We start from the raw sequence: 13,421 nt of genomic DNA on the forward strand, positions 1-13,421 counted from the left end.
TTCAGGCCTCCGTGGGGGCGAGGCGCTCAAGCTCCGCCTCGGTCGACTTCAGCAGGTCGTTCCAGGACACCGCGAACTTCTCGACGCCCTCTTCTTCGAGCAGCTGCACCACATCGTCGTACGAAATGCCCAGCTTCGCGACCGCGGCGAGCTCGGCGCGCGCCTGCTCGTACGTGCCGGAGATGGTGTCGCCCTCGACCACGCCGTGGTCGGCGGTGGCCTCCAGGGTGGCCTCCGGCATGGTGTTCACGGTGCCGGGGGCGACCAGGTCCACCACGTACAGGGTGTCCTTGTACGCCGGGTCCTTGACGCCGGTCGAGGCCCAGAGCGGGCGCTGCTTGTTGGCGTGCGCCTTGTCCAGGGCGGCCCAGCGCTCGGTGGAGAAGACCTCCTCGTAGGCCTCGTAGGCCAGACGGGCGTTCGCGAGCGCCGCCTTGCCCTTGAGGGCCTTGGCCTCGTCGGTGCCGATGCCGTCGAGGCGCTTGTCGATCTCGGAGTCCACGCGGGACACGAAGAAGGAGGCGACCGAGTGGATCTTGGAGAGGTCCAGGCCCGCGGCCTTCGCCTTCTCCAGGCCCGCCAGGTAGGCGTCCATGACCTCGCGGTAGCGCTCCAGCGAGAAGATCAGCGTGACGTTGACGCTGATGCCCTTGCCGATGACCTCGGTGATCGCCGGCAGGCCGGCCTTGGTCGCCGGGATCTTGATGAGCGTGTTCGGACGGTCCACCAGCCACGCGAGCTGCTTCGCCTCGGCGATGGTCGCCGGGGTGTTGTGGGCCAGACGGGGGTCGACCTCGATCGAGACCCGGCCGTCCTGGCCCTCGGTGGAGTCGTAGACCGGGCGCAGGATGTCGGCGGCGTCGCGGACGTCCGCCGTGGTGATCATGCGGATGGCCTCGTCGACGGTGACCTTGCGGGCGGCCAGGTCGGCGAGCTGCTGCCCGTACCCCTCGCCGCCGCTGATCGCCTTCTGGAAGATCGCCGGGTTGGTGGTGACACCGACCACGTGCTGCTGGTCGATGAGCTCGGCCAGGTTGCCGGACGTGATCCGCTTGCGGGACAGGTCGTCCAGCCAGATCGCCACGCCCTCGTCGGAAAGGCGCTTCAGTGCGTCTGTCATGGGAATTGCATCTCCTACTGGTCTGGGTGCGGGAATCAGCGCGCGGCGGCGGCGAGCGATTCGCGAGCGGCGGCGGTCACGGCTTCGGCGGTGAGACCGAACTCGCGGTACAGGACGGCGCCGTCGGCCGAGGCACCGAAGTGCTCCAGCGAGACGATCCGGCCCGCGTCGCCGACGTAGCGGTGCCAGGTCAGGCCGATGCCGGCCTCGACCGCGACACGCGCCTTGACCGAAGGCGGCAGGACGCTGTCCTTGTACTCCTGGGACTGCTCCTCGAACCACTCGACGGAGGGCATCGAGACGACCCGGGCCGGAACGCCCTCGGCCTGCAGCGCCTCGCGCGCGGCGACGGCGAGCTGGACCTCGGAGCCGGTGCCGATGAGGACGACCTGGGCGTCGCCGCCGTCGGCCTCGAAGAGCACGTACCCGCCCTTGGCGGCGTCCTCGTTGCGCTCGTAGGTCGGCACGCCCTGGCGGGTCAGCGCCAGACCGTGCGGGGCGCCCTTGCCGAACACCTTCGTGTGGCGCTTGAGGATCTCGCGCCAGGCGACGGCGGTCTCGTTGGCGTCCGCCGGGCGGACCACGTTCAGGCCCGGGATGGCGCGCAGCGAGGCGACGTGCTCGACCGGCTGGTGGGTCGGGCCGTCCTCGCCGAGGCCGATGGAGTCGTGCGTCCACACGTAGGTGACCGGCACGTGCATCAGGGCGGAGAGGCGCACGGCGTTGCGCATGTAGTCGGAGAACACCAGGAAGGTGCCGCCGTAGATGCGGGTGTGGCCGTGCAGCGCGATGCCGTTCATGGCCGCGGCCATGGCGTGCTCGCGGATGCCGTAGTGGATGGTGCGACCGTACGGGTCGGCCTCCGGCAGCGGGTTGCCGATCGGCAGGAACGAGGAGTTCTTGTCGATGGTGGTGTTGTTGGAGCCGGCCAGGTCGGCCGAGCCGCCCCACAGCTCCGGGATGACCGCGCCGAGCGCCTCGAGCACCTTGCCGGAGGCGGCGCGGGTGGCGACGCCCTTGCCGGCCTCGAAGACGGGGAGCTTGTCCTCCCAGCCCGCGGGCAGCTCGTTGGCGTTGATGCGGTCGAACTCGGCGGCGCGCTCCGGGTTGGCGGTGCGCCAGGCGGAGAACTCCTTCTCCCACGCGGCGCGGGCCTCGCGGCCGCGCTCGCCCAGGGCGCGGGTGTGCGCGATGACCTCGTCGGAGACCTCGAAGGTCTGCTCCGGGTCGAAGCCGAGCACGCGCTTGGTGGCGGCGACCTCGTCGTTGCCGAGGGCCGAGCCGTGCGAGGCCTCGGTGCCCTGGGCGTGCGGGGCCGGCCAGGCGATGATCGAGCGGGCCGCGATGAAGGAGGGGCGCTCCGTCTCGGCCTTGGCGGCCTGCAGGGCGGCGAACAGCGCCTTCGGGTCGAGGTCGCCGTTCTCCTGCTGCGCGACGCGCTGGACGTGCCAGCCGTAGGCCTCGTAGCGCTTGAGGGTGTCCTCGGAGACGGCCGTCTCCGTGTCGCCCTCGATGGAGATGTGGTTGTCGTCCCACAGCAGCACCAGGTTGCCGAGCTTCTGGTGGCCGGCCAGCGCGGACGCCTCGTGGGAGATGCCCTCCTGGAGGCAGCCGTCGCCCGCGATCGCGTAGATCATGTGGTCGAACGGGGAGGCGCCCGCGGGGGCCTCGGGGTCGAACAGGCCGCGCTCGTAGCGGGCGGCCATGGCCATGCCCACCGCGTTGGCGATGCCCTGGCCCAGCGGGCCGGTGGTGGTCTCGACGCCCGCGGTGTGGCCGTACTCCGGGTGGCCGGGGGTCTTCGAACCCCAGGTGCGGAAGGCCTTCAGGTCGTCCAGCTCGAGCCCGAACCCGCCGAGGTACAGCTGGGTGTAGAGGGTCAGCGAGGAGTGGCCCGCCGAGAGCACGAAACGGTCGCGGCCGACCCACTCCGGGTCCGCCGGGTCGTGCCGCATCACCTTCTGGAAGAGGGTGTAAGCGGCGGGGGCCAGGCTCATCGCCGTACCGGGGTGGCCGTTACCGACCTTCTGGACCGCGTCGGCGGCCAGGATCCGGGCGGTGTCGACAGCACGCTGGTCCAGTTCGGTCCAGTCGAGCTCTGTGGTCGTCGGCTTGGTGCTCACCGTGGGTCAGGGCTCCTCTCCACATGTCTAGTCCCGGTGACGAACGGTGCACCGGCGCGATTCCGAGCCTACCCCCGCCACAGCGTGCAGCTATTCGAGTACCCGCGGTCCACGCGTGACGTCTGAGCGCCGATCGGACCAACACGGGGCGACCCCCGCGCGGGACGAGCCAATGGCTACGTCTAGAGTGGCGTGGTACGCGCAAGCCTTTACGGGACCTTCATGTTTAAAAGGTTCACGTCGGAGCTTGCTGGATTCTCTGTCAGGGGTGTGCGTGACGGCCGTCGAATCCCGTCCAGCGGGGGTGCTCGGGACGAGCCCCAACCACCGGCCGTTCGGGGCCCGGGCCATGGCTTTCGTGGCGCTGACCAAGCCGCGGATCATCGAGCTTCTGCTCATCACGACCGTGCCGGTGATGTTCCTCGCCGAGCAGGGCGTGCCTTCGCTGTGGCTGGTCCTCGCCACCTGCTTCGGCGGCTACCTGTCCGCGGGTGGCGCCAACGCGCTGAACATGTACATCGACCGCGACATCGACGCGTTGATGGACCGGACCTCGGGACGCCCGCTGGTGACCGGCATGGTCAGCCCGCGGGAGTGCCTGGCCTTCGGCATCACCCTCGGGATCGGGTCCACCCTGTTCTTCGGGCTGCTGATCAACTGGCTGTCGGCCGCGCTCGCGCTCGGCGCGCTCCTCTTCTATGTCGTCGTCTACACGATGCTGTTGAAGCGGCGCACCTCTCAGAACATCGTCTGGGGCGGCATCGCCGGCTGCATGCCGGTGCTCATCGGCTGGTCGGCCGTGAAGAACGAGGTCTCCTGGGCCGCCGTCATCCTCTTCCTCGTCATCTTCTTCTGGACGCCGCCGCACTACTGGCCGCTGTCGATGAAGGTGAAGGACGACTACGCGCGGGTCGGCGTGCCGATGCTGCCGGTCGTGGCGGGCAACAAGGCCGTGGCCAAGCAGATCGTCCTCTACAGCTGGGTGATGGTCGGGGTCTCGCTGCTGCTGACCCCGCTGGGGTACACCGGCTGGTTCTACACCTCGGTCGCCCTGGTGGCCGGCGGCTGGTGGCTGTGGGAGGCGCACGGGCTCAACGCGCGCGCCAAGTCGGGCGTGACCGGCGCGAAGCTCAAGGAGATGCGGCTGTTCCACTGGTCGATCACCTACGTGTCGCTGCTGTTCGTCGCCGTCGCGGTGGACCCTTTCCTCCGCTGACCGCCCACTGCTGATGCCCCACGGTGATCCTCGGCGGGAGAACCTTCCTCCGCTCGCTACCGGCCGGTAGCATGCCCTTCATGGCAGACACCGAGGAGACCGCCGCCACGGCGGACAAGAAGCAGGACCGTACGGCCGCGAAGCTGGCCAAGCAGATCGGCGCGTTCGCCAGGCAGCACGGCGGCGCCGAGGGCCACCTCGCGCACATCGGCCAGGCGGGCACCCGGATCGTCCTCGTGGGCACCGACGGCGAGTGGGGCGACCTGGTGGCCCCGGCGTACGACACCGCGCGGCTCGCGACCGAGAAGGCCGGGCTGACCCTCCACGAGGAGTTCGACGGCGAGTTCGCCGCGCGGGTGCGGACGGGGCCGTACGAGTGGTCCCGGATGGCCGGCATCCAGCTCGGCGGAACCGCGAATCCGGCGGCCTGACCCGTTCGATCTTGGCTTGATCATTGGCTTGATCGGTTCGGTGTCATCCGCTCGGTCAACAGCGCGAGCAACACCTCACACCCCGCTCACCCGTTAGGACGTGTGGAAGCCCCTTCCTCACGTCCGCAACGGGATGCCCGGATGATCGAAACGCCGCCCCTGGTGGACCAGTACTGCCAGGGAGTGCTCCGCACGGAGCTGGGCCTCGCCACCTTCGAGGCCCAGCTGATCCCCTCGGCCGGCCCGCCCGCCGCCGGCACCACCTTCTTCGACACCCAGACCGGCTTCGCCGTGCGCCGCTGGTGCCCGCCGCTGCTCGGGCTCGAACCGCACTGCGCCCCCGTCCACTACCTCGCCCGGCGGCGCGAGCTGGGCGCCGCCGAGTCGGCCCGCCGACTGCTGCGCGGCTGCGGGGTCGGCGCCCGGCTCGTCGACACCGGCCTGCCCGGGGACCTCACCGGGCCCAAGGAACTGGCCCTGGCGGGCGGTGCGGAGGCCTTCGAGCTGGTGCGCCCGGAGCCGCTGGCCGAGCAGGCCGCGGACACCTCGGGGACCGTGGCCGACTTCCTGGCCGGCCTCGCGGGGGCGGTCCACCAGGCCGCAGCCGGGGCCGTGGCCTTCACCTGCGGAGCCGGGGAGGGGGGCCGCGCCTGGACGGCGGCGCTCGAATCCGCGCCCGAGCCGCCCGGTCCGGGCGAAGTGCGGGGCGCGGCCGGGCGCTGGCTGGCCGCGCGGGCCAAGGGCGGGCCCGTACGGGATCCCGTACTCCTGCGGCACCTGGCGTGGAGCGCGGTGTCCTCGGGGCTGCCGCTCCAGCTGCACACGGGCGGGGAAGCGGGGGAGCCGGAGCGGCTGACCGGGTTCCTGCGGGCGACCGAGGGCCTGGGGGCGCGGCTGGTCCTGGTCGGCGGGTACCCCCACCACCGGCAGGCCGCACGGCTGGCCGCGGCGTTCCCGCACGTCCATGCCGACCTCGGCGCGGCGCTGGGATCCACGGGGGCGCGGGCGGCCGCCGTGCTGGCGGAATGCCTGGAGACCGCGCCCTTCGGCAAGCTGATGTTCTCCGGCGGCGGCCGGCACCTGCCCGAACTGCACGCGGTGGGGGCGCTGGTCTTCCGGGAGTCGCTCGGCCGGGTGCTCGGCGGCTGGGTCGCCGACGGCTCCTGGTCCTGGCGGGACGCGGAGCGGGTGGCGGCGATGGTCGCGGCGGGCAACGCCCGGCGGGTCTACCGCCTGGACGAGCGCGGCTGACGGCCCGAGGGCGTCCCCCTCGGAGGCTCCGAAAAGATCCCGGAGGCTCCGAAGGAAGGGGTCTCCCGGAGGCTCCGGGAGACCCCCTGCGGGGTCAGACGGTCGCGAGCCGCGCGTCGTCCTGCGCCGGGATGCCGGCCTGCTCCACCGGACGCTCGCGCAGGCTCAGCGCCACCCGGACCACCGAGATCCACACCAGGCAGGAGCCGAGCATGTGGGCCGCCACGAGGGCCTCGGGCACGTCGGTGAAGTACTGGACGTAGCCGATGGCGCCCTGGGCGAGCAGCACGACCAGCAGGTCCCGGGCGCGGGCCCGGGTGTCCACGGGGGCGTCGACCACGCGCAGCACCAGCCACATCGCCACGGCGAGCGCGCAGACCACCCAGGCGGAGACCGCGTGCACGTGGGCGGTGGTCGCCCAGTCGAACGGCATGCGGTGGATCTCGCTGCTGTCGCCGGCGTGCGGGCCGGAACCGGTGACCACCGTGCCCGCCGCGATCAGCACCACGGTGGCCGCGAGCAGCGCCCAGGAGAGCTTGCGCACCGGAGCGGGCACCCGCGGCTTCGCGGGACCGTCACCCTCGCGGGTGCGCTGCCAGGTGATCGTCGTCACGGTGATCAGCGAGGTGGCGAGCATGAAGTGCCCGGCCACGCTGTAGGGGTTGAGGCCCGTCAGGACGGTGATGCCGCCGAGGACCGCATTGCCCATCACGATGGCGAACTGGAGCCAGCCGAGCCGGGTCAGCGAGCGGCGCCACGGCGCGGCGCAGCGGGCGGCGGTGATCGCCCAGCCAACGGCCGCGCAGAGCACGTACGTCAGCATGCGGTTGCCGAACTCGATGGCGCCGTGGAAGCCCTGTTCCTGGGTCACGATCAGGCTGTCGTCGGTGCACTTGGGCCACGTGTCGCAGCCGAGACCGGATCCGGTCAGCCGTACCGCGCCGCCGGTGACGACGATGACGACGCTCATGAGCACCGCTGCGAGCGCGGCCCGCTGGACGGTCCGGGGTGACGGCGTCCAGCGGCGGGCGAGATATGCGAGGGGGGTCAACACGGCGTTTATCGTACGCGGACACTTGTGCAAAGTTTCACGAGGGGGTGGCGGCCGCTCCGCCGGGGCCGAAGGCGAGGCGGAACCGGGCCCCCGCCGGGTCGCCTTCCGCGTGCCACCACACGTGGACGCGCCAACGCGCGCCGTCGCCCGGGTAGTCGGCCGAGGCCGCGAAGCCGCGTACCAATTCGCCCCCTACCTCCTCAGCCGTCCTGTTCCTCACTTCTGCCCCGCTGTGCCAGGGATGCGGCTTTGTGTTCCACAGTCCGTCGGAGCCGCGGACCTCGACGCGCCACACCGCGACCCAGGGGGTCACCTCCAGCATCGTGTGGACCTGGTCGGCCTCCAGCCCCAGCCGGGCGGCGATCTCCGCCTCGGGCACGCCCTGGATGCGGGCGGCCACCACGGCCTGGGGCAGCAGCCGTTCGGGCAGCAGCCCGCGCGTGCGCAGGCCGGACAGGGAGGCGAAGGACAGGAAGCGCAGCCGCAGTTCGAGCTGGCGGCCGATGTGGTCCAGGGCCTCCTCGGCCTCCTGGGACTCCTCGGAGCCGGGATCGGCGAGCAGCAGCCGCCGGAAGGAGCCCTCCGCGTCGACCGCCCAGGCCACGGACTCCTCGGCCAGGCCCAGCTCCGCGAGCCGGTCGCCGAGGAACACCTTCGCCTGCGCGAGGCCCCGTTGGTTGACCGGATCCTCCTGGTCCAGGGCCGCCCAGACCTCCACGGCGCCGAGCGTCAGGTCCCGGGCCCGCTCGCCGGCGGCCCGCTCCATGGCGCTCGGGCCGCTCTCGGAGCCGGAGCCCAGCGGGTGCTTCGGCAGCCGCTCCGCGTCGCTGAGCGGCCAGGACAGCCAGACCCCCTGGTTGATCAGGCCCCGGGCGTACCAGCGGGCGTACTCGGCCGCGTGCCCGGCCGCCTGCTGCGAGAACCGCAGCCCCTCCTCGATGGCGGCCAGGGCCCCGGCCCGGTCCCCGTCGGCGAACCGCCGGGCCGCCAGGTCGCCGAGGCGCAGACCCAGCCGGGCCGCGCACTCGGCGTCGGTGCGGGCCGGCTCGCGCAGGGCTCCGATCAGCTCGGCCAGCAGGGCGCCGGCCTCCGCGGGCTCCGCGTGCGCCGCGCCCGACCGGATCCGTGCCCACTGTTCGTCCAGCCGCAGAACGGCCTCCCGCTGCGCCATGCCGCCCCCCGGCGTCTGTGGTGCGCTCCCCTGTGGAGGCGACCATCCTCCTGCGGGGGCAACGCCCGGGGGAAGGGATTCACTCCCAGCGGAACCAGCGCGCCGCGGCCCCCAGACCGAGTACCGCCCAGACGGCCAGGATCGCGGCGTCGCCCCAGGGCAGCGCGGCCCCGTGCTGGAGCACCTCGCGCAGCCCGTCGGAGAGGGCGGAGATCGGGAGCAGGCCGAGGACGGACTGGACCGCGCCGGGGAACTTGTCCATCGGCACGATCACCCCGCCGCCGACCAGGAGCAGCAGGAAGACCAGGTTGGCGGCGGCCAGGGTGGCCTCCGCGCGCAGGGTGCCGGCCATCAGCAGGCCGAGCCCGGAGAAGGCGGCGGTGCCGAGCAGGACCAGGAGGGCGACGGAGAGCGGGTTCCCGTGCGGGGACCAGCCCAGGGCGAAGGCGATCACCGTCAGCAGGGCGATCTGCAGCACCTCGGTGACCAGCACGGACAGTGTCTTCGCGGCCATCAGCGCCCAGCGCGGCAGCGGGGAGGCCCCGAGCCGCTTGAGGACCCCGTAGCGCCGGTCGAAGCCGGTGGCGATGGCCTGGCCGGTGAAGGCGGTGGACATCACGGCCAGCGCCAGGATGCCGGGGGCGAGGAAGTCCACCGACTTCCCGGCGCCGACGTCGATGATGTCGACCGCCGAGAAGAGCACCAGCAGCAGGGCCGGGATGATCACGGTCAGCAGCAGCTGCTCCCCGTTGCGCAGCAGCATCCGGGTCTCCAGCGCGGTCTGCGCCAGGATCATGCGGGACACGGGCGCGGCCCCCGGCCGGGGGGTGAACGTACCGGCGCTCATGCGCGCAGCTCCTTACCGGTGAGCTCCAGGAAAACGTCTTCGAGGGTGTGCCGCTCCACCGAGAGGCTGTCGGGCATGACCCCGTGCTGGGCGCACCAGGAGGCGACGGTGGCCAGGAGCTGGGGGTCGACGTCGCCGGTGACCCGGTAGACGCCGGGCAGCAGCTCGGCGGCCTGGGTGCCGTCGGGAAGGGCCTTCAGCAGCGAGGCGAGGTCGAGGGAGGGGCGGCCGGTGAAGCGCAGGGTGTTCTCGGCGCCGCCGCGGCACAGTGCCTCGGGGGTGCCGTGGGCGATGACCCGGCCGGCGTCGACGATGGCGACCTCGTCCGCGAGCTGCTCGGCCTCGTCCATGTGGTGGGTGGTGAGCACGACGGAGACCCCGTCGGCGCGCAGTTCCCGTACGAGGTCCCAGGTCGCGCGGCGGGCCTGCGGGTCGAGGCCGGCGGTCGGCTCGTCCAGGAAGACCAGCTCGGGGCGGCCGACGACGGCCATGGCCAGGGCCAGGCGCTGCTGCTGGCCGCCGGAGAGCCGGCGGTAGGCGGTGCGGCCGCAGCCGCCGAGGCCGAGGCGCTCCACCAGGGTGTCGACGTCCAGGGGGTCGGCGTAGAGCTTGGCCATGTGGCGCAGCATCTCGACGGCCCGGGCGCCGGAGTAGACGCCGCCGGACTGGAGCATCACGCCGATGCGCGGGCGCAGGGACTCGGCCTGCGCGACGGGGTCGAGGCCGAGGACGCGGACGGAGCCGGCGTCGGGGCGGCGGTAGCCCTCGCAGGTTTCCACAGTGGTCGTCTTGCCCGCGCCGTTGGGACCAAGGACTGCGGTGACCGAGGCCCTCCGGACGGTGAGGTCCAGGCCGTCCACCGCGGTTTTGGGGCCGTACCGCTTCACCAGTCCGCGGATTTCCACGGCGGGGTCGTTGCTCATGGGGAATGAGTCTACGGAGCCGTGGGAGGTGACCGGGGCGGGGTCGTAGGTCCTGCCCCCGAGGGGTCACCGACCTGCGCGTTCGTGACTTTTTCGTCCGTTCGGGGGCGGGGCCGGAGCCTAACGTCGAATGGTGAACAGCATCGCTCAGAACGTCGAAGCCACCTCGGGGCAGGCCGAGCACAAGGCCCATGACCTCGGGCATCCGCCGCGCTACTTCGTCTCGGCGATGCTTGCGGGCGCCTACATCGCCGTCGGCGAGGTGCTGCTCCTGGTCGCGATCTCGCCGTTCGTGGCCAAGGGCTCGCCGGCCGTGAAACTGCTGGAGGGCGCGGTCTTCCCGATCGCCCTGACCATCGTGATGTTCGCCGGCGCCCAGCTCTTCACCAGCAACGTGATGGTCATGCTGGTCGGCGCGCTGTCCGGGCGGACCGGCCCCAGGGACCTGATCCTGTCCTGGACGCTCTCCCTGGCCGGGAACCTGGTCGGCGCCTTCACCTTCGGGGCCATGGTGCACGCCTCGGGGGTGGCGTCCTCGGCCTCGGCGCGGTCCATGCTCACCGAGATGGTGCACGGGAAGATGGCGCTGAGCGGCGGCCAGCTGTTCTGGCGCGCGGTGCTCTGCAACATGCTGGTCTGCCTGGCCATCTGGATGTTCACCCGGGCCCGCGGCGATGCCGCCAAGATTTTCGTCCTGTGGCTGCCGGTGGCCGTTTTCGTCGCGGTCGGATTCGAACACTGCGTGGCGAACATGGCTGTTTTCAGCCTCGCGATCCTGGATGGCTCAGCCGGATTCGGTGATCTTTTCCGGAATCTGATGTTCACCGTGCCGGGGAACGTCGTGGGCGGGGGATTGCTGGTCGGAGCCGTTTACTGGTTCACGGCCGGGGCCCTGCGAGAAGGCGGAGCGTCGACTTCCGCATAACGCTCCGTAGATAAATAAGGTAACCCTTAGTGATGGAGGCCACCAGAGGTGGCCTCCATCACGGCTTGTCGGGGCGCGACTAATTACGCAACAATGGCGTTGTGAAATACGGCGAACGGATGAGCGAGGCCCCCCAGGGCGAACTCGCGACCGGGGAGCGGTCAACCCGCAACCGGGTCGCGCGGTCGATCCTGGACCACGGTCCCTCCACCGTCGCCGACCTCGCCCAGCGCCTCGGCCTCACCCAGGCCGCCGTTCGCCGCCACCTCGACACGCTCGTCGCCGACGACGTCGTCGAACCCCGTGAGCAGCGTGTGTACGGTGCGCGGACCCGGGGCCGGCCCGCCAAGGTCTTCGCGCTGACCGACTGCGGTCGTGACGCCTTCGACCAGTCCTACGACTCGCTCGCCGCCGACGCCATGCGCTGGATCGCGCAGGCCGCCGGGGGCGGGGAGCAGGGCGAGGCGGCCGTGGCCGCCTTCGCGAAGGCCAGGCTCACGGCGCAGGCCGAGACCTACCGCGAAGCCGTGGAAGCGGCCGACCCGGCGGAGCGCACCGAGGCCCTTGCCAGGGCGTTGACCGGAGACGGGTACGCTGCTACGGCGAAGAGCGCTCCCGGTCCGCACAGCGGTGAACAGCTCTGCCAGCACCACTGCCCGGTCGCACACGTCGCCGAGCAGTTCCCGCAGCTTTGTGAGGCGGAGACCGAGGTCTTCTCCCGATTGCTCGGGACGCACGTGCAGCGTCTCGCCACGATCGCCCACGGCGACGGGGTGTGCACGACGTTCATTCCGCGCAGTGGAAGCGGCGGAATCGGCGTCGGTGCCACAGACGCCACACAGACCGACACATCAGTATCTGCAAGTACGGCCGGGAGGAACCCCGCATGACCACGGAGACTGCTCACCCTGAGCTCGATGGCCTGGGCACCTACGAATACGGCTGGGCCGACTCCGACGCGGCCGGTGCGGCTGCCAAGCGGGGTCTGTCCGAAGAGGTCGTCCGCGACATCTCGGCGAAGAAGTCCGAGCCGGAGTGGATGCTGAACCTCCGCCTCAAGGGCCTCAAGCTGTTCGACAAGAAGCCCATGCCCAACTGGGGTTCCGACCTCTCGGGCATCGACTTCGACAACATCAAGTACTTCGTGCGTTCCACCGAGAAGCAGGCCGCTTCCTGGGAGGACCTGCCGGAGGACATCAAGAACACGTACGACAAGCTCGGCATCCCGGAGGCGGAGAAGCAGCGCCTCGTCGCCGGTGTCGCCGCCCAGTACGAGTCCGAGGTCGTCTACCACCAGATCCGCGAGGACCTGGAGGAGCAGGGCGTCATCTTCCTCGACACGGACACCGCGCTCAAGGAGCACCCGGAGCTCTTCCAGGAGTACTTCGGCACGGTCATCCCGGTCGGCGACAACAAGTTCGCCTCGCTGAACACCGCCGTGTGGTCGGGCGGCTCGTTCATCTACGTCCCCAAGGGCGTCAAGGTGGACATCCCGCTCCAGGCCTACTTCCGTATCAACACGGAGAACATGGGCCAGTTCGAGCGGACGCTGATCATCGTCGACGAGGACGCCTACGTCCACTACGTCGAGGGCTGCACCGCCCCGATCTACTCCTCGGACTCGCTGCACAGCGCCGTGGTCGAGATCATCGTGAAGAAGGGCGGCCGCTGCCGCTACACGACGATCCAGAACTGGTCGAACAACGTCTACAACCTGGTCACCAAGCGCGCCGTGGCGTACGAGGGCGCGACCATGGAGTGGATCGACGGCAACATCGGTTCCAAGGTCACCATGAAGTACCCGGCCGTCTACCTGATGGGCGAGCACGCCAAGGGCGAGACCCTCTCCATCGCCTTCGCGGGCGAGGGCCAGCACCAGGACGCCGGCTCCAAGATGGTCCACATGGCGCCGCACACCTCCTCCAACATCGTCTCGAAGTCGGTGGCCCGTGGTGGCGGCCGCACCTCGTACCGCGGTCTGGTCGAGATCGGCGAAGGCGCCCACGGCTCCAAGTCCAACGTGCTGTGCGACGCGCTCCTGGTCGACACCATCTCCCGCTCGGACACCTACCCCTACGTGGACGTCCGCGAGGACGACGTGTCGATGGGCCACGAGGCGACCGTCTCCAAGGTCTCCGACGACCAGCTCTTCTACCTGATGAGCCGCGGTCTGACGGAGTTCGAGGCCATGGCGATGATCGTGCGCGGCTTCGTCGAGCCGATCGCGAAGGAGCTGCCGATGGAGTACGCGCTGGAGCTCAACCGGCTGATCGAGCTGCAGATGGAAGGCTCGGTCGGTTAGTCCCGGCCCGCCAGACGTCCCGCAGTAGATTTCTTAAGGAAGAGAGCAACACGACAGC

At 70.9% G+C, this 13,421-nt stretch carries 12 protein-coding genes; 6 read left to right on the forward strand and 6 right to left on the reverse strand.

Translation table 11 applies throughout. The features are described from left to right. Nucleotide 1: 1 nt before the first annotated feature. Together tal and tkt are read right to left on the reverse strand one after the other, a co-directional pair. Complete coding sequence (gene tal / locus ACZ60J_RS36785) at nt 2–1,120, reverse strand: transaldolase (RefSeq protein ID WP_469688534.1); 1,119 nt, start codon at nt 1,118–1,120, stop codon at nt 2–4. A 35-nt stretch (nt 1,121–1,155) separates the two neighbouring features. After that, nucleotides 1,156–3,243: a transketolase gene (tkt, locus tag ACZ60J_RS36790; protein WP_469688535.1), complete on the reverse strand. Its 2,088-nt coding sequence runs from the start codon at nt 3,241–3,243 to the stop codon at nt 1,156–1,158. Nucleotides 3,244–3,511: 268 nt separating this feature from the next. Between tkt and ACZ60J_RS36795 the strand changes: the two genes are divergently transcribed. The 3 genes from ACZ60J_RS36795 to ACZ60J_RS36805 all read left to right on the forward strand — a co-directional run bounded on the left by ACZ60J_RS36795 (nt 3,512) and on the right by ACZ60J_RS36805 (nt 6,141). Further along, complete coding sequence (locus ACZ60J_RS36795) at nt 3,512–4,459, forward strand: heme o synthase (RefSeq protein WP_469688637.1); 948 nt, start codon at nt 3,512–3,514, stop codon at nt 4,457–4,459. Nucleotides 4,460–4,539: 80 nt separating this feature from the next. Then, a complete protein-coding gene (locus ACZ60J_RS36800) occupies nt 4,540–4,890 on the forward strand; it encodes a hypothetical protein (protein WP_469688536.1) in 351 nt (116 codons plus the stop codon). A gap of 141 nt (nt 4,891–5,031) precedes the next feature. Then, nucleotides 5,032–6,141, forward strand: coding sequence for an amidohydrolase family protein (locus ACZ60J_RS36805; protein WP_469688537.1), 1,110 nt, complete (start codon nt 5,032–5,034; stop codon nt 6,139–6,141). A gap of 94 nt (nt 6,142–6,235) precedes the next feature. Here ACZ60J_RS36805 and ACZ60J_RS36810 read toward each other — a convergent pair whose 3' ends face one another. The 4 genes from ACZ60J_RS36810 to ACZ60J_RS36825 all read right to left on the reverse strand — a co-directional run bounded on the left by ACZ60J_RS36810 (nt 6,236) and on the right by ACZ60J_RS36825 (nt 10,136). Then, nucleotides 6,236–7,225: a COX15/CtaA family protein gene (locus ACZ60J_RS36810; RefSeq protein ID WP_469688538.1), complete on the reverse strand. Its 990-nt coding sequence runs from the start codon at nt 7,223–7,225 to the stop codon at nt 6,236–6,238. 4 nt (nt 7,226–7,229) lie between these two features. Continuing rightward, nucleotides 7,230–8,366 (reverse strand): hypothetical protein, encoded by a 1,137-nt coding sequence (locus ACZ60J_RS36815; RefSeq protein WP_469688539.1) that lies wholly within the window; start codon nt 8,364–8,366, stop codon nt 7,230–7,232. A gap of 79 nt (nt 8,367–8,445) precedes the next feature. Then, complete coding sequence (locus ACZ60J_RS36820; protein ID WP_469688540.1) at nt 8,446–9,213, reverse strand: ABC transporter permease; 768 nt, start codon at nt 9,211–9,213, stop codon at nt 8,446–8,448. Continuing rightward, nucleotides 9,210–10,136, reverse strand: a complete 927-nt coding sequence (locus ACZ60J_RS36825) for an ABC transporter ATP-binding protein (RefSeq protein WP_469688541.1) — start codon at nt 10,134–10,136, stop codon at nt 9,210–9,212. Before ACZ60J_RS36825 ends, ACZ60J_RS36820 begins: the two co-directional genes overlap by 4 nt. Before the next feature lie 133 nt (nt 10,137–10,269). On the opposite strand from ACZ60J_RS36825, the gene ACZ60J_RS36830 reads away from it, so the two are divergent. From ACZ60J_RS36830 to sufB, 3 genes are all read left to right on the forward strand, one after another. After that, complete coding sequence (locus ACZ60J_RS36830; protein WP_469688542.1) at nt 10,270–11,061, forward strand: formate/nitrite transporter family protein; 792 nt, start codon at nt 10,270–10,272, stop codon at nt 11,059–11,061. A gap of 119 nt (nt 11,062–11,180) precedes the next feature. Then, nucleotides 11,181–11,951 carry a helix-turn-helix transcriptional regulator gene (locus ACZ60J_RS36835; protein ID WP_469688543.1) on the forward strand — a complete coding sequence of 257 codons (771 nt, stop codon included), beginning with the start codon at nt 11,181–11,183 and terminating at the stop codon, nt 11,949–11,951. Then, nucleotides 11,948–13,363 (forward strand): Fe-S cluster assembly protein SufB, encoded by a 1,416-nt coding sequence (sufB, locus tag ACZ60J_RS36840; RefSeq protein WP_469688544.1) that lies wholly within the window; start codon nt 11,948–11,950, stop codon nt 13,361–13,363. The genes ACZ60J_RS36835 and sufB overlap by 4 nt, the downstream gene beginning before the upstream one ends. Nucleotides 13,364–13,421: the final 58 nt, after the last annotated feature.

The organism is Streptomyces sp. NPDC104226, assembly GCF_055584085.1.